16 protein-coding genes are annotated in these 14,904 nt (G+C 72.4%); 11 read left to right on the top strand and 5 right to left on the bottom strand.

What is annotated here, in order from left to right:
• From RIF68_RS09015 to RIF68_RS08980, 8 genes are all read left to right on the top strand, one after another.
• Window positions 1-851, top strand: an 851-nt coding sequence (locus RIF68_RS09015; protein ID WP_309050615.1) for an ABC transporter substrate-binding protein, incomplete at its 5' end; no start/stop codon positions are given.
• A 37-nt stretch (window positions 852-888) separates the two neighbouring features.
• Complete coding sequence (locus RIF68_RS09010) at window positions 889-1,080, top strand: ferredoxin (protein ID WP_279562196.1); 192 nt, start codon at window positions 889-891, stop codon at window positions 1,078-1,080.
• 31 nt (window positions 1,081-1,111) lie between these two features.
• On the top strand, window positions 1,112-2,479 hold the full coding sequence (locus tag RIF68_RS09005) for a cytochrome P450 (RefSeq protein WP_309050614.1): 1,368 nt from the start codon (window positions 1,112-1,114) through the stop codon (window positions 2,477-2,479).
• Window positions 2,476-4,146 carry an OB-fold domain-containing protein gene (locus tag RIF68_RS09000; RefSeq protein ID WP_309050613.1) on the top strand — a complete coding sequence of 557 codons (1,671 nt, stop codon included), beginning with the start codon at window positions 2,476-2,478 and terminating at the stop codon, window positions 4,144-4,146. The genes RIF68_RS09005 and RIF68_RS09000 overlap by 4 nt, the downstream gene beginning before the upstream one ends.
• Window positions 4,143-5,057, top strand: coding sequence for an alpha/beta hydrolase (locus tag RIF68_RS08995; protein ID WP_279562193.1), 915 nt, complete (start codon window positions 4,143-4,145; stop codon window positions 5,055-5,057). Before RIF68_RS09000 ends, RIF68_RS08995 begins: the two co-directional genes overlap by 4 nt.
• Window positions 5,050-5,550 carry a DoxX family protein gene (locus RIF68_RS08990; RefSeq protein WP_309050612.1) on the top strand — a complete coding sequence of 167 codons (501 nt, stop codon included), beginning with the start codon at window positions 5,050-5,052 and terminating at the stop codon, window positions 5,548-5,550. The genes RIF68_RS08995 and RIF68_RS08990 overlap by 8 nt, the downstream gene beginning before the upstream one ends.
• 14 nt (window positions 5,551-5,564) lie before the next feature.
• Window positions 5,565-6,389 (top strand): NAD(P)-dependent oxidoreductase, encoded by an 825-nt coding sequence (locus tag RIF68_RS08985; protein WP_309050611.1) that lies wholly within the window; start codon window positions 5,565-5,567, stop codon window positions 6,387-6,389.
• Window positions 6,390-6,493: 104 nt separating this feature from the next.
• Window positions 6,494-7,132: a TetR/AcrR family transcriptional regulator gene (locus RIF68_RS08980; RefSeq protein ID WP_279562190.1), complete on the top strand. Its 639-nt coding sequence runs from the start codon at window positions 6,494-6,496 to the stop codon at window positions 7,130-7,132.
• Here RIF68_RS08980 and RIF68_RS08975 read toward each other — a convergent pair.
• Window positions 7,108-7,974, bottom strand: a complete 867-nt coding sequence (locus RIF68_RS08975; RefSeq protein ID WP_309050610.1) for an NAD(P)-dependent oxidoreductase — start codon at window positions 7,972-7,974, stop codon at window positions 7,108-7,110. The two genes, RIF68_RS08980 and RIF68_RS08975, sit on opposite strands and share 25 nt — an antisense overlap.
• Entirely contained in the window at window positions 7,971-8,342 is a 372-nt protein-coding gene (locus tag RIF68_RS08970; RefSeq protein WP_279562188.1) for a carboxymuconolactone decarboxylase family protein, read from the bottom strand. The genes RIF68_RS08975 and RIF68_RS08970 overlap by 4 nt, the downstream gene beginning before the upstream one ends.
• A gap of 129 nt (window positions 8,343-8,471) precedes the next feature.
• On the opposite strand from RIF68_RS08970, the gene RIF68_RS08965 reads away from it, so the two are divergent.
• The 3 genes from RIF68_RS08965 to RIF68_RS08955 all read left to right on the top strand — a co-directional run bounded on the left by RIF68_RS08965 (window position 8,472) and on the right by RIF68_RS08955 (window position 12,670).
• On the top strand, window positions 8,472-9,272 hold the full coding sequence (locus tag RIF68_RS08965) for an NAD(P)-dependent oxidoreductase (protein ID WP_309050609.1): 801 nt from the start codon (window positions 8,472-8,474) through the stop codon (window positions 9,270-9,272).
• Window positions 9,273-9,623: 351 nt separating this feature from the next.
• Window positions 9,624-10,856, top strand: coding sequence for an amidohydrolase family protein (locus RIF68_RS08960; RefSeq protein WP_309050608.1), 1,233 nt, complete (start codon window positions 9,624-9,626; stop codon window positions 10,854-10,856).
• Between the two features lie 209 nt (window positions 10,857-11,065).
• Entirely contained in the window at window positions 11,066-12,670 is a 1,605-nt protein-coding gene (locus RIF68_RS08955) for a GMC family oxidoreductase N-terminal domain-containing protein (RefSeq protein ID WP_309050607.1), read from the top strand.
• Window positions 12,671-12,718: 48 nt separating this feature from the next.
• Here the strand turns inward: RIF68_RS08955 and RIF68_RS08950 are convergent, their stop codons facing one another.
• The 3 genes from RIF68_RS08950 to RIF68_RS08940 form a co-directional block, all read right to left on the bottom strand.
• The gene (locus RIF68_RS08950) at window positions 12,719-13,453 is read right to left on the bottom strand and encodes an alpha/beta hydrolase fold domain-containing protein (protein WP_279562184.1); all 735 of its coding nucleotides are present in this window, start codon (window positions 13,451-13,453) and stop codon (window positions 12,719-12,721) included.
• The gene (locus RIF68_RS08945) at window positions 13,443-14,162 is read right to left on the bottom strand and encodes an enoyl-CoA hydratase/isomerase family protein (protein WP_279562183.1); all 720 of its coding nucleotides are present in this window, start codon (window positions 14,160-14,162) and stop codon (window positions 13,443-13,445) included. Before RIF68_RS08945 ends, RIF68_RS08950 begins: the two co-directional genes overlap by 11 nt.
• 31 nt (window positions 14,163-14,193) lie before the next feature.
• A partial coding sequence (locus tag RIF68_RS08940; RefSeq protein WP_309050606.1) for an iron-sulfur cluster-binding domain-containing protein occupies window positions 14,194-14,904 on the bottom strand: 711 nt, incomplete at its 5' end.

Below are 14,904 nucleotides of genomic sequence, written 5' to 3'. Positions count from 1 at the left end.
CGTCGCAGCCCACCGCCGGGTACTTCCAGTACCCCGGCTACTACAACTGGCTGATGAAGGAGAAGTACCCCGACTCCGCACAGAAGGTCGGCATCATCGCCGGAGACTCGCCCGTCACCAAGGTGATGTCGGCCCAGTTCGAGGAAGCGGTGGCCGGCCTCGGCGGCAAGGTCTCCTACACCGACCTGTACCCGGCGTCCGGCGTCTCCGACTGGACCCCGTACGCCCAGGCGATCAAGAAGGAGGACGTCAAGGGCCTCGTCTTCCTCGGTGACTTCGCCAGCCTCGCCAAACTGGAGCAGGCCCTCACCAGCATCGACTACGCGCCCGACTGGATCGACGCGAACTCCAACGCCTACGGCCCCGCCTTCCCGAAGCTGGCGGGCACGGCCCTGGCCAAGCAGCACAACTACGCCGAGCTGTTCGCTACCGCACCGCTGGAGAGCGCGGCCGACAACCCCGCCACCCAGCAGGCCATCGACCTGTTCAAGAAGTACGCGCCGGGGAAGGAAGTCAGCTATCCCGCGCTGCGCGCCTTCTCCGCATGGCTGCTGTTCGCCACCGCCGCCCGCGACTGCACCACCCTCACCCGCGCCTGTGTCTACGAGAACGCGCGGAAGAACACCGACTGGACGGCAGGCGGTCTGCAGGCCCCGTTCGATCTGACCTCGAAGGAGCCGACCAGCTGCTTCGCGGTCGTGGAGGCCACCGCAAACGGCTGGCAGCCCGCGGACTTCAAGCCCGACCAGGGCGCGTTCCGCTGCGACGGCCCCGTCTACAAGTACAAGGGCGACTACGGCAAACCCGCCACCCTCGCCTCCGTCGGCAAATCCCTGTCCGACCTGACCTGACCTGACCTGACCTGAACGTGAACGGGAGCTGAGTGACGTGAAGGTACGCGTCGACCCCGAGCGCTGCCAGGGGCACACCCTGTGCGCCATGCGCGCCCCGAAGGTATTCGAACTGAGCGAGATCGACGGCCATTCCTCCCCGATCGACGAGGAGGTCCCCGACGATCAGCAGGACCAGGTGGTGGAGGCCGTCCGGTCCTGCCCCGAGCGAGCGATCAGCGTCTTCTGAGGGGGCGCGGCCGACACGAGGAGAACCCGCAATGACCGCATCCGAGCCGCACAGTGACGACACCCGCAAGCAGCCCCGCGTCCACTTCGACCGGCACGCCCCCGAGTACCGCGACCAGTTCGAGGAGCAGACCCGCGCCTTCCACACCGGCTGCCCGCTAGCCTGGTCCGACACCTACGGCGGGCACTGGGTCGCCGCCGGCAACCGCGAGCTGCTCGCCTTCGCCCGCGCCGGACAGAAACTCTCCAACGACCACGACGTCAACGGCGAGCGCCGCGGCTACCAGGGCATCAACATCCCGGCCCCGGCCCGCGGCAAGGGCTTCCGCGGCGGGTTCCTGGAGATGGACCCGCCCGAACAGCGCGCGTACCGCAACGCCCTCAACCCCTACCTCTCCCCGGCGGCCATCGCACGCTGGATCCCGTTCATCGACGAGGTGGCCCGCGCCTGCCTCGACGAGAGGATCGAGTCCGGGCGGCTCGACTTCGTCGACGACCTCGCCAACATCGTCCCGGCCGTCTTCACCCTCGCCATGATGGGCGTACCCCTGAAGAAGTGGGAGCTCTACAACGAGCCGGCCCACGCGGGTGTCTACACTCCGCCCGGCTCTCCGGAGATGGCCCGGGTGGTCGAGGCCCACATGGCCATGCTCAAGGACATCGCCGCCACCCTCCACGAGGTCCGCGCCCACCCGCGTCCCGGCCTCGCCGACGCCCTCGCCCGCCTGGAGATCGACGGGAAGACCCCGTCCGACATCGACCTGGTCGGCGCCATGGCCCTGCTCATCGGCGGCGGCTTCGACACCACCACCGCGCTCACCGCCCACGCCCTGGAGTGGCTCTCCCAGCACCCCGACGAGCGAGCGCGACTGGACCGGGAGCGCGACACCCTGCTCGACACGGCCACCGAGGAGTTCCTGCGCTACTTCACCCCCGCGCCGGGCGACGGCCGGACGGTCGCGGAGAACTGCGAGATCGCGGGCAAGGAGTTCGAGGAGGGCGAACGGGTGTGGCTGTCCTGGGCGATGGCCAACCGCGACCCGGCCGTCTTCCCCGACCCGGACCGCGTCGACCTCGCACGCGGCGGCAACCGCCACACCGCCTTCGGCCTCGGCATCCACCGCTGCATCGGCTCCAACGTGGCCCGTACGGTCTTCAAGCGGATGCTGATCCAGGTCCTGGACCGCATTCCCGACTTCGTCTGCGACGCCGAGAACACCGTCCACTACGAGACCATCGGCGTCATCCAGGGCATGCGCCACCTGCCCGCCACCTTCACGCCCGGTCCGCGTCTCGGCCCCGGCCTCGAGGAGACGCTGGCGACCCTCCAGCAGGCGTGCGACGAACAGGGGCTGGCCGAGCCGGTGACGGTGCGCAAGGCGGAGGCGAAGATCCGTTGAGCGAGCCCCATGCGGGGGCCGCCCGTCCGCGGCCGCAACCGGACCAGGAGACCGAGTTCTTCTGGACCTCCGGCCGCGACGGGCGGCTCCGCTTCCGCGCCTGCGCCGCCTGCTCGGCCCTGATCCACCCACCGCAGCCGGTCTGCCGCCACTGCCGCGGCCACGACACCGCGGTCCGCGAGGTCTCCGGCCGAGCCACCCTGATCGGCTTCACCGTCAACCACCGCTTCCCCCTCCCCGGCCTGCCCGCTCCGTTCGTCGTCGCCCAGGTCGCCATGGAGGAGGATCCACGGGTCCGTCTCACCACCAACGTCGTCGACTGCGCGCCGGAGGACCTGCGCCTCGGCATGCTCATGGAGGTCGTCTTCGAGCAGGTGGGCGATACCTGGCTGCCGGTGTTCCGCCCGGCCGAGGCCCAGCCGGAGCCGGCCCCGCTGCCGCCCGACGACCCGGCCCCCGCACGCATGCCGGACCACGTCCGCCGGGCCTCCACGGCCCGCCGGTTCGAGGACGGCGCCGTCATCAGCGGCGCCGGGGCCTCGCGCATCGGCCGCCGCCTCATGGTCCCGCCCCTCCACCTCACCGTGGAGGCGTGCGAGAAGGCCGTCGCCGACGCCGGTCTCACCCTCGACGACATCGACGGCCTGTCCACCTATCCCGGCGGCGGCGCGTACGGCGGCTTCGCCGAAGGAGGGGTCACCGCACTGGAGTCGGCGCTCGGCATCCGCCCCGTCTGGCACAACGGTGCCGGGGAGACCTTCGGTCCCGGCGGCTCCGTGATCGCCGCCATGCTCGCGGTGGCCGGCGGCCTGGCGCGGCACGTGCTGTGCTTCCGGACGGTGTGGGAGGCGACATACGCGGAACTAATCCGCCAAGGAAAGATCCAGCCTCCCCGCTCGGGCACCGCCGACGGCTGGTTCAAGCCGTTCGGCGCCGTCTCACCCGCCGTCATGCTGGCAATGAACGCCCAGCGGCACATGCACCGCTACGGTTCCACCCGCGAGACTCTCGGCTGGATCGCCCTCAACCAGCGCGCCGGCGCGGCCCGCCACCCGCACGCCGTCTATCGCGACCCGCTGACCATGGACGACTACCTGTCGGCGCGCACCATCACCACGCCCTTCGGTCTCTACGACTGCGACGTCCCCTGCGACGCCGCGACCGCCGTCGTCGTCTCGGCCGCAGAGACGGCGCCCGACCTCCGCAAGGCCCCGGTCCGTGTCGAGGCCGTCGGAACGCAGATCGTCGAACGCCCCGAATGGGACCAGGCCACGCTCACCCACGAACCCCAGGTGCTCGGCCAGGCGGCGCACCTGTGGACACGCACCGACCTGCGCCCCGCCGACGTCGACGTGGCGCTGCTGTACGACGGCTTCACCTTCAACTGCCTGTCCTGGATCGAGGCGCTCGGCTTCTGCGGCATCGGCGAGGCCCGCGACTTCCTGGACGGCGGAAAGAACATCGCCCGGGACGGGATCCTCCCGCTCAACCCACACGGCGGACAGCTCTCCCACGGCCGTACCCACGGCATGGGCCTGCTCCACGAGGCCGTCGTCCAGCTGCGCGGCGAGGCCGACGCCCGCCAGGTTGCGGGCGCGCGGACGGCCGTGGTCTCCAGCGGCGGACTCACCCCCAGCGGCGTACTCCTGCTCAGGACGGACGGATGACCTCGACCGAACCCGAACTCACCGCCGGCGTCCACCGGGAGGTGGTGGACGTGCACGGCGTCCCCGCGTCCGCGCTGGTCGCCGAGGCCGCTCGCCCGCGTGCCGTGATCGTGGCCGTGCACGGCGGTGCGACCACCTCTACCTACTTCGACCATCCGGGCCACCCCAGGCTCTCGCTGCTGCGCACCGCCGCCGCGGCCGGGTTCACCGTCGTCGCCCTCGACCGTCCCGGTTACGGCAGCTCGGCCGGGCACGAGGAACGTCTGCGGACACCCGAACAACGCACCGACTTCGCGTTCGCCGCCGTCGATGCCCTCCTGAGGGGACGGGACACCGGCCTCGGGGTCTTCCTCTGGGCGCACTCGGCGGGCTGCGAGCTGACCGTCCGGATGGCGAGCGACTCACGCGGCACCGGTCTGCTCGGGGTGGAACTCGCCGGAATGGGCCGTACCCACCATCCCAAGGTGATCACCGCGATGGAGGAGTGGCGGCGAGACCCGTCCCGTACCCGGCCCAACCTGCGCGACGCACTGTGGGACCCGCCGCACGCCTACCCGGACGACGTCTACGGCGGGCGCGGCATCGGTGCCGGCTCGCCCGCGTACGAGGGCCGCCGCGAGGGCTGGCAGGAGGAGTTCACACGGCTCGCCGGGCGGGTGCCGGTACCCGTCCACATCACGCTCGCCGAGTACGAACAGGTCTGGACGAACGGCCCCGAGGGACTGGCCGACCTCGCCTCGCTCTTCACCGCCGCGCCCCGACTGGTGCTGCACGAGCAAGCAGGCGCCGGCCACAACACCAGCGTCAGCCGCACCGCCCTCGCCTACCACCTGCACGTCCTGGCCTTCGTCGAGGAGTGCGTGCTCGGCGTGCCTGCCCTGCCGTCGGAGAGGGGACACCGCGATGGGTGAACCCGCGGACGCGGCCCTGCTCCTCGTACGGCTCGTCCTGGGCGCGGTGATGGTGGTGCACGGCTGGAACCACTGGCGTGGTGGAGGCGGCATCACCGGCACGGCCAGCTGGTTCGCCGGCCTCGGCCTGCGTCGCCCGCGCCTGCAGGCGTGGCTGAGCGTGTGGACGGAGATCGGTGCGGGAGCGCTGCTGGCCGCGGGGTTGTTCACGCCCCTGGCCTGCGCGGCCGTCCTGTCGGTGATGCTGGTCGCGGGACTGCTCGCCCACCGCCCGCACGGCTTCTTCGTCTTCAAGGAAGGCTACGAGTACGTCCTCGTGCTCGGCGTACTCGCAGTGGCGCTGGGCGCGTGGGGGCCGGGGGAGTACGCGGTCGACAGCGCCGCGGACATCGCCGTGACCGGATGGGCGGGTGCCGGCCTGGTGATCGGAGTGGGTGTGGTGGCGACGGGCGGACTGCTCGCCGCCTTCTGGCGGCCACGGGAGAAGACGTGAGAGGACGACGTGACATGCGGGTCGGTTTCATCGGACTGGGCAGCCAGGGTGCGCCGATGGCACGGCGCATCGTCGAAGCGGGATACGAGACGACGCTGTGGGCGCGCCGATCCTCCTCTCTTGCCCCGTTCGCCGGCACCGCCGCCAGGACAGCGGGCTCACCGGCCGAGCTGGCCGCGGTCAGCGACGTGGTGTGTCTGTGCGTCGTCGACGACGCGGACGTCGAGCAGCTGACCACCGGGGGAGACGGTGTCCTCGCCGGGATGCGCCGGGGAGGCGTGCTCGTGGTGCACTCCACGGTCCATCCCGAGACCTGCCGCCGGCTTGAGGAACGCGCCCGCGTGCAGCGGGTCTCGGTCCTGGACGCGCCGGTGAGCGGCGGGGGGCGGGCAGCGGAACAGGGTTCCCTGCTCGTCATGGCGGGCGGAGACCCCCAGGTCTTCGCCTTCTGCCGTCCGCTGTTCGGCGCGTACGGAGACCCTGTCGTCCACCTCGGTCCGACCGGCGCCGGGCAGGTGGCGAAACTTCTCAACAACGTGCTGTTCACGGCTCACCTGGGGCTCGCGGCGGACGCTCTCGAACTGGGCGACCGGTTGGGGCTGGACACCGAAGGGCTCGGCCGGATCCTGCCGCGCGGCAGCGCGGCGAGTTTCGCCCTCGAACGAGTCGTCGACGCGGGCGGAACGCTGCGGCGCATCGCCGCGCACGCGGGCGGACTGCTGGCCAAGGACGTCCGGCTCCTCACGAGCATCGCCGAGACCACCGTCGCCGACAGCGGGTCACGTCCGGGCCTGGTGCGGGAGGCCGCCCGGTCCGCCCTGGACGCCATGGGGCAGTGACCGCCGGGCACCGCGGCGATCGACTCCCGACACCTCGCCCCGGCCCGCCGGGGATGCGTAGTGTGTGCTGCGGTCACTGTCCAACGGCGGAAGGGCACGACGACGTGGATTCTGCGCGGCGACAGGAGATCCTGGAGGCGGCCTTGCAGGTCTTCGCCGAACGCGGCTTCAAGCACGCCTCGATCGACGCGGTGGCCGAGCGGGCGGGGCTGACCCGACAGGGCGTGCTCCACTACTTCCCGAGCAAGAAGAAGCTGCTCCTGGAGATGCTGAGTTTTCGTGAGCAGCTCAACCGCGCCCATCTGGCGGAACATCCCGTCGGCGAGGATCTGCCCGCCCACTTCGCCGCGGCCGTGGCCTTCGAACAGGGACACCCGTCGTTCGCCACCGTGCACAGCGTGGTGATGGCCGAGGCGGTCACCGGTCAGGAGCCCGCGAGCGGTTACGTGGGAGACCGCCTGCGGTCCCTGCAGATCCACCTCACCGCCCGACTGACCGAGCGTTACGGCGAGCGCATGCCCAGCGGCCTGAGTGCGTCGACGGCCGCCACCGCCGTGCTCGCCCTGGTCGAGGGCATCCACCAGTGGTGGCTGATGGATCCCGACCCGGACGCGGACCACTACCCGGAGATCGTGCGGGAAACGCTGTCGGTCGTGCTGGGCCCCACGGGAGTCGGGCCCGGGAACAAGGACCGCGACGAGAAGGGCGACGGGTCGCCTCAGGCGCCCGCCGTGAACGGGTAGACCCGGGTGAAGTCGGCGTCCGGTTCGGCAGCTGTGAACGCCTCCCACAGCGCCTGGATGACCGGGGCCACCGCGGCCGGGCCCCCCAGAGCCTTGGTCTCCCGCAGGTACAGGCCCACGTCCTTGGCCATGAGCGTGTTGCTGAACCCGGAGGCGTAACGGCCGGTGAGCACCTCTTCGGGGAACTTGTCGGCGGTGGCCCCACTGCGTCCGCTGGAGGCGTTGAGGACCTCCAGCATCACGGCCATGTCCAGCCCCGCAGCCCGCCCGAAGGCGACGGCCTCGCTGGTCGCCGCGAGCGCGGTGGCGGACAGGAAGTTGTTGGCGAGCTTGAGCGCCTGGGCCTGGCCGGGCCGGTCACCGACCCGCCGCCGGCGGTCGCTGAGCCCGGCGAGCACGGGCTCGACCCGCGCGCAGTCCTCGTCGGCTCCCGCGTACATGACCATCAGACTGCGTCTGCGGGCTCCCGCCACCCCTCCGGACACGGGCGCGTCCACGTACGCGGGCCCCAGCCCGGCCAGTTCGCGGGCTGCCGCGACTCCGACGGTGGAGGTGTCCACGACGTGCGTGACCCGGCTGTCGCGGGCACGAGCGAGCTCTCGCACGACCGACGTGCAGACGATGCCGTCGGGCAGACTGAGCACCACGATGTCCGCGGCGCGTGCCACCTCCGCGGGACCCGGTGCCCATAGGGCGCCCGTCGGGGTGCGGGCCGGTCCCGTGGCGTCGTGGGCCACCACCTGGAATCCCGCCGACACGAGGTTCGACGCCAGCACACCGCCCATGCTGCCCAGGCCGACGAACCCGACCACCTTGTGTCCGGCCACCCCCCGCCCGCTCACGCCGCCTCCCGCTCGGCACGCGCTTCACGCAGGACGGCCAGGGCGGCGCTCCCGGCGGGGGCACCGCAGTAGGCGGTGATCTGGAAGAGGAGCTCGTCCACCTCGGCGTCACTGACGCCCGCGCGGGCGGCGGCGTCCAAATGGACCCGGAACTGTCCCATGCGGCCCGTGGCGGCGGTCATCGCCAGGACCAGCAGGCTGCGGTCGCGGGTGCTCAGCGGACCACCGCGCGCCCACACCCCCCACGCCATCGCGGTCAGGTAGTCCCGGAAGCCCTCCGGGGCGGTGGGGTCGGTCTGCGTGTCGTCGTCGCCGATCACCTCCCGGCGTATCGCCCGCGCCGCTTCCTGCTGCTTCTGGTCGTACATCCACCGCTCCTTCGAGGTCGTGGCTCTCAAAGTCGGCCTCTTCGGGTGAGAGTTGTGCTAACGATATCCGAGAATGCCATTTCCGGAAGATGTCGGTGCGCTCGCCGGGCGCGAGAGGCGGAGGTCGTCGTGGAGCTGGGTTTCGTCGGTGCAGGCCGGATGGGCCGCCCCATGGTGCGGCGTCTCGTCGAGGCCGGGCACCGGGTCCGTGTGTACGCCCGCGATGCCGAGGCGCGTACGTCCCTCGCCCGCGACGGTGCCGAGCCCGTCACCTCGCTCACCGCCGCGGCGCGCGGTGCGGACGCCGTCCTCCTCTGCGTGCTCACGGACGCGCAGGTCCGGGAGGTGTGCCTCGACGGGGCTCTCGTGCCGGCGCTGCCCGACGGGTCGGTGCTCGCCGTGCACACCACCGGCGACCCGCGCACGGTACGGGCGCTGGCCGCCCGCGGTGCCGACGTCGTGGACGTGCCCGTCAGCGGCGGCCCGCACGATGTCGAGGCCGGCCGACTGACCGTCTTCGCCGGGGGTGAGGAGCAGGCGGTGACGCGGGTACGTCCCGCGCTGAGCGCCTACGCCGATCCGGTGCTGCACGTCGGTGCGCTCGGCGCCGGGCAGAGCGTGAAGCTGGTGAACAACACGCTGCTCGCCGCCCAGTTGGGCCTGCTCGCCCAGGCGGTGCGGCTCGGGCGGGGCCTCGGGGTCGAGGAGAGTGTGCTGCTGGCGGCACTGACGCAGGGCAGCGCGGCGGGCAACGCCTCTGCGGCGTCCGCCGCCCGGGGCGGGGTCGCCGCCTTGGTGGCCGGCGCCGGACCCTTCCTCCGCAAGGACCTCGCGGTGGCCGCCGACCTCACCGGGGCACTGGGGTTGTCACTCGGGCCGCTGGAACCCGCGGTGCGCAGTCTGCGGGAGCTGCTGCCCGAGGGCGACTGAGGGTGCGGCCTGCCGTGAGGACCGCGGTGACCCCGATCGCTGTGGCAACGCTATTCTCCGCAACAGAGATCGCTGTTATCGTCGAGGCGTCCGGCCGTGCGGAGTGGACGGGGTCCGGTCGGCGACCGCGCGGTGCCGTGGCACAGCACGCGGCACCGCGTACCACCACGTGCGGCGCCGGCGCCGGCTCGAAGCACGTCGGCCGCAGCGTCCTGACGTCCTGAGCTGTCCAGCGAGCAGACACGGAGATTCCGACATGATCCACGTCCTGACCGCCACGTTCCCCGTGTTCGGTCCTCGCGCCGAAGCGGCCGCGTGATGCCGTCCCGGGAGAGGGCTCCGCGGCCTCCGGTGCTGCTGCGGGCGGCTCGGCTGCTCGACATCACCAAGGGCGAACTCGTCGAGCCGGGAGAGTTGTTGATTGTCGGGGAGCACATCACCGAGGTGGGGCGGCCTGACCGGCTGCCCGAGGGCACGGTGGTGCGCGACCTCGGGCACGTCACCCTGATGCCCGGCCTGATGGACATGGAGGTCAACCTCTTCCTCGGAGGCCCCGACCACCGCAGCCCGTTGATCCCGGTGCAGGAGGACCCGGCCGTGCGCACCCTGCGCGCGGCGGCCAACGCGCGCCGGACCCTGAGGCGCGGCTACACCACCGTGCGCAACCTCGGCCTGTTCGTGCAGACGGGCGGCGTCCTGCTCGACGTCGCGCTGAAGAAGGCCATCGACCTCGGATGGGTCGAGGGACCACGCGTGGTGCCGGCTGGCCACGCGATCGCCCCGACCGGCGGGCACCTCGACCCGACCATGTTCCAGGCGTTCGCCCCCGGCGTGCTGCCGCTCACCGTGGAGGAGGGCATCGCCAATGGGGTGGCGGAGGTGCGCAAAGCGGTCCGGTACCAGATCAAGTACGGCGCACGGGTCGTCAAGGTGTGCGCGTCCAACGGGGTCATGTCGCACACCGGCCCCACCGGTGCCCAGCAGTACTCGGACGAGGAACTGCGTGCCATCGCCGACGAGGCGCACCGGGCGGGCGTGAAGGTCGCCGCGCACTGCATGGGGGACTCCGCCATCCGGGCCGCGGTCGAGGCCGGCATCGACTGCATCGAGCACGGCTTCCTGGCCAGCGACGCCACCCTGGACCTGATGGTGGAGCGCGGTACCTTCCTGGTCGCCACCACCTACCTGACCGAGGGAATGAACACCGAGCACGCCGACCCCGCCCTCAAGGCGAAGGCGGCGGACGTCTTCCCACGTGCCCGCGAGTCCACGTCCCGCGCGATCGGCCGCGGCGTCAAGGTCGCCCTCGGGACCGACGCCCCCGCCATTCCGCACGGCAAGGGGGCGCTGGAGATGCGTGCCTTGGTCGACCGGGGCATGCGGCCCCTTCAGGCCCTGCGCGCCGCGACCACGGTCGCCGCCGACCTGATCGACGCGGACGACCGGGGACGGCTGGAACCAGGCCTGCTCGCGGACGTCATCGCCGTCCCCGGCGACCCGCTCACGGACGTCTCCGTCACCGGGCGGGTGTCGTTCGTCATGAAGGGCGGTCAGGTGTACCGCGACGACACGCCGGAGCCCTGACCCCCACGACCACCCGGCCGGCCGAGCCGCGGGGAGCAGGGGGACGCGCGCCGGCCGCGACCCCGTCCCACGGCGGTGAGGGCGACCGCGGGACCGCGCCGGTGGCCGGCCGGGCAGCTCGCGTCGCGACCCGCGGACGCGAGTGCTCGCGCGGCACCGGCCGGGTCTTGCCGGGGTGCGCCCGAGCCGCCGAGAAGGAGTCCTACGAGATGTACGACTACGTGATCGCGGGCGCCGGATCGGCGGGATGCGTGCTGGCCGACCGGCTCTCACGCGACCCCGGCGTCCGGGTGCTGCTCGTGGAGGCCGGCGGCGTCGACCGCCACCCCTACCTGCGCATCCCCAAGGGCGTCGGAAAACTCTTCGGCGACCCGGCCTACTCCTGGCACTACCGCACCCGGCCCATGCGGCCCGGCGGGAACCCGGACATGTGGGTGCGCGGCAAGGTGCTCGGCGGTTCGAGCTCCGTCAACGGCATGGTCTACAACCGGGGCACCCGCGCGGACTGGGACGGCCTGGAGGCACTCGGCAACCCCGGATGGGGCTGGGACTCGGTCCTGCCCGCCTTCCGCGCCATCGAGAACAACGCCCTGGGCGCCTCACCCACCCGGGGCACCGGCGGCCCCCTGCACATCTCCACCGTCCGCGACCCGGACCCGCTGTGCGACGAACTGATCGCCACCGGCGAGGCGCTCGGAGCGCGGGCGGTCCCCGACGTCAACGAGTACGACGGTGAGCGGATCGGCTACGCCATGGCCACCATCAAGGCCGGACAGCGCTTCAGCGCCGCCCGTGCCTTCCTCCGTCCCGCGCGCTCCCGGCCGAACCTCGTCGTCACCCCGAACACCACCGTCACCCGGGTGCTCTTCGACGGGGACAAGGCGACGGGGATACGCGTGCGCAAGGCCGACGGTACGAGCGAGGACATCCGGGCCCGGCGGGAGGTCGTGCTCAGCCTCGGCAGCCTGGCCACACCCAGACTGCTCCAGCTGTCCGGCATCGGCCCCGCCGAGACACTGCGGGCCGCGGGCGTCGACGTACGCGTCGACCGCTCACTGGTGGGGGCGCGGCTGCGCGAGCACCGCTGCCTGGCGCTGCGGTTCCGCCTCAACGCCCCCCTCGGCGCCAACCGGCAACTGGCCGGTTCCCTCGCCCAGGCACGCACCGGCGCCGCCTACCTGCTCACCCGCAAGGGGCCGCTGGCCCGGCCCGCCTACGACGTGATGGCGTTCCTCAAGTCCCGTCCGGACGCGGACCGGCCCGACACCGAGGTGTTGCTGGCGCCCTGGTCGCTGGGCGCACTGACGCCGGGCAAGCCGGCGGAGGTGGAGCGGGAGCCGGGGGTGTCGGCCTGCGCGATGGTGCTGCGGCCGACCTCGGAGGGCTCGCTGGCCATCACCTCGGCCGACCCCGACGCCGGCCTCGACATCGATCCCGGGTACTTCTCCACGGCACACGACCGGGAGGTCGCCACCGACCTGTTCCGGCGGTTGCGCGACTACTTCGCCACCGATCCCATCGCCTCCCGCATCCAGCGCGAGACCTTCCCCGGTCCGGCCGTCGCGTCCGATGCGGAGGAGGACGTCGTCCGGTCGGCCCTCGACGGGGGCTACTGCGGCTTCCACGCCATCGGCACTTGCGCCATGGGCTCCGGACCGGAGGATGTCACCGATCCCGAACTCCGCGTACGCGGTGTGGACAACCTCCGGGTGGTCGACGCCTCCGTCCTGCCCGTGATGGTGGCGGGCAACCTCAACGGGCCGGTGATGGCGATGGCCTGGCGGGCGGCGGAGTCCTTCCTCGCGGACAGGTGAGGACCGGCGGGGGCGAGCGGGCCCCCGCCGGCCGTTCTCGCCGCCGCCTCAGACGTCTGAGGAACTGAGCGACGCCGACCGGTGCCACGCGTTGAGGAACCCCGCCATGGCACCGAGTTGTCGCAGCCCTTGTGCCGACAGGTCCTCGTAGACACGCAGGTCCACGGCGACACCGGAGTGGGCGGCCCGGGTGGCGAACGACAGGGTGTCGTCCAGCAGCACCTCGGTGCCCGCCGCGTGGAGCTGTACGGGCGGCAGACCATGCAGGTTGCCGTGGAGCGGGCTGAGCAGGGGGTGGTCGCGCGGCGTGGGCCCCGCGTAGGCGGCTGCCCGCACGGGAAGCGCCTCGGCGTCCACCGTGCGGTCGGCGACCGCGTTGAGGAACAGGCTCGGCGCGTCGAGGGTGAAGTCCAGCACCGGCGACGTCAGCACCGCGCAGGTGGGCAGCGGTGCGCCCGCGTCCCGCAGCCGGAGCAGCAGACCCGCGGCCAGAGCCCCGCCGAGCCGCTTGCCGGCCACCGCCACCGGTCCGCGGTCGTGGCAGTACTCCCAGGCGGCGTAGACGTCCTCCAGAGCCTGCGGGAAGTGCGGGCGATAGCGTGCGCACACGACCGCCTGGCCGGTGAGCCGTGTCAGCTCCCGGGCGGTGGGCAGGGCGTCCTGCGGGGTGCCCGCCAACCGGGGATCACCGTGGACGTACAGCACGGTCTGGCCGGCGGCAGTGCCCTCCGGCCGGGTCTCGGGGCCGAACTGGCCCTCCTCCACGCGGACTTCACTTGCCACGGGACATCACCTTCTCCGCCGCTTGCCAGTGTTCCTGCGACACCCACAGCCGGGCGAAGGCCGCTGCGGCCGCCTGCGGCGAGCGGGTGCGTGTGGTCAGACTCTTGATCTCGCGGGCCTGACGCGTCGCGAGAGAACGCGCCATCTCGCGCCAACCCAGGTCGAACTCCGCGCGCGGCAGCACCAGATCGACCAGGCCCAGGCGTTCCGCCTCCGTGGCGTCCAGCACCCGGCCGGTACCCGCCAGCAGCAGGGCGCGCCCCGGGCCCACCAGCCGGGCCAGACGCTCGGCCCCGCCCCAGGCGGGAACGATCGCCAGCCGGGTCTGGTTGAAGCCGATACGGGTGTCGTCCGCCGCCACCCGGATGTCCGCGGCGACCGCGACCTCCGCCCCACCGCCCAGAGCGTGCCCGTTGAGCGCGGCCAGGACCGGGCCGGGGAAGGCGGCGATCCGGTCGCACAACGCCCGCATCCGCAGCGCCATCCCCGACGCCTCCGACTCCGTGCGCAGCCGGGACAGCTCCTTGAGGTCCCCGCCGGACACGAAGGCCCGGTCGCCTGCCCCCGTCACCGCGAGTGCCGACGCCCCCTCGGCCGCGTCCAGCGCCTTCTCCAGTTCGCCCATGGTGTCGAGGTCGAGCGCGTTGCGGGCGTGCGGACGGTCGATCGTGACGACGGCCAGGCCGTCCTGAAGCTCCAGCTCAACCATGTGCGGCCTTCCGGTCGTCGGGCGGAACGGATCAGTCCTCGTACACCACGGTCACCTCGGGGGAGGTCGGCTCGGCCTGGCAGGTGAGCACCCAGCCCTCGGCCACCTCGTCGGCGTCGAGGGCGTTGTTCACGCGCATCTTGGCCTCTCCCGTCGTCAGCTGTGCCATGCAGGTGGCGCAGTCCCCGGACTCACAGGAGAACGGCGGGGAGAAGCCCGCCCGGCGGGCGGTCTGCAGCAGGGTCTCGCCCGACCGCTGCGGGACCGTACGACGCTGCCCGCGCGCAACGACCGTGACGGTGCCGACGTCGGTGACCGGCTCGTCGGTCGCCGTCGGCTCCGTCACGGCGGGCTCCGCCACCGGCGTGAAACGCTCGACGACGATGCGCTCGGGGTGCACCCCCGCGCCGGACAGCGTCCGCTCCACCAGATCCATGAAGGGTGCCGGCCCGCACACGTAGAAGTCGGTGTCCCGCGGCTCGTCCCCCACCACGGCGCGGATCTCGTCCTCGGTGACCAGGCCGTGCCGGTCGTCGAGGTGATGCCGTACGTCGAAGCGCCCGGTATGCCGGACGACGAGTGTGTCCAGGGCGGTGGCGAAGATCGCGGACCGGTGGTCCTGATGCGCCGTCAGCAGACGGATCGGCCGGGTCGTGGTGGCCAGGGCGCTCTTGACGAGCGAGAACACGGGTGTGATCCCGCTGCCGCCCGCGAAGGCGACGAGCGGACGCCCGCCCCTTCC

It is taken from the genome of Streptomyces sp. (assembly GCF_031178505.1).
Taxonomy (GTDB): Bacteria; Actinomycetota; Actinomycetes; order Streptomycetales; family Streptomycetaceae; genus Streptomyces; species Streptomyces gulbargensis.
This window is presented reverse-complemented; position numbering and strand designations above follow the sequence as displayed.

What these genes read in the sequence shown, in the direction of transcription:
- RIF68_RS08955 (WP_309050607.1), top strand. Translation starts at nt 11,066, where the DNA reads ATGTACGACTACGTGATCGCGGGCGCCGGATCGGCGGGATGCGTGCTG.
- RIF68_RS08970 (WP_279562188.1), bottom strand. Translation starts at nt 8,342, where the DNA reads ATGTACGACCAGAAGCAGCAGGAAGCGGCGCGGGCGATACGCCGGGAG.
- RIF68_RS08985 (WP_309050611.1), top strand. Translation starts at nt 5,565, where the DNA reads ATGCGGGTCGGTTTCATCGGACTGGGCAGCCAGGGTGCGCCGATGGCA.
- RIF68_RS09005 (WP_309050614.1), top strand. Translation starts at nt 1,112, where the DNA reads ATGACCGCATCCGAGCCGCACAGTGACGACACCCGCAAGCAGCCCCGC.
- RIF68_RS08995 (WP_279562193.1), top strand. Translation starts at nt 4,143, where the DNA reads ATGACCTCGACCGAACCCGAACTCACCGCCGGCGTCCACCGGGAGGTG.
- RIF68_RS08945 (WP_279562183.1), bottom strand. Translation starts at nt 14,162, where the DNA reads ATGGTTGAGCTGGAGCTTCAGGACGGCCTGGCCGTCGTCACGATCGAC.
- RIF68_RS08990 (WP_309050612.1), top strand. Translation starts at nt 5,050, where the DNA reads ATGGGTGAACCCGCGGACGCGGCCCTGCTCCTCGTACGGCTCGTCCTG.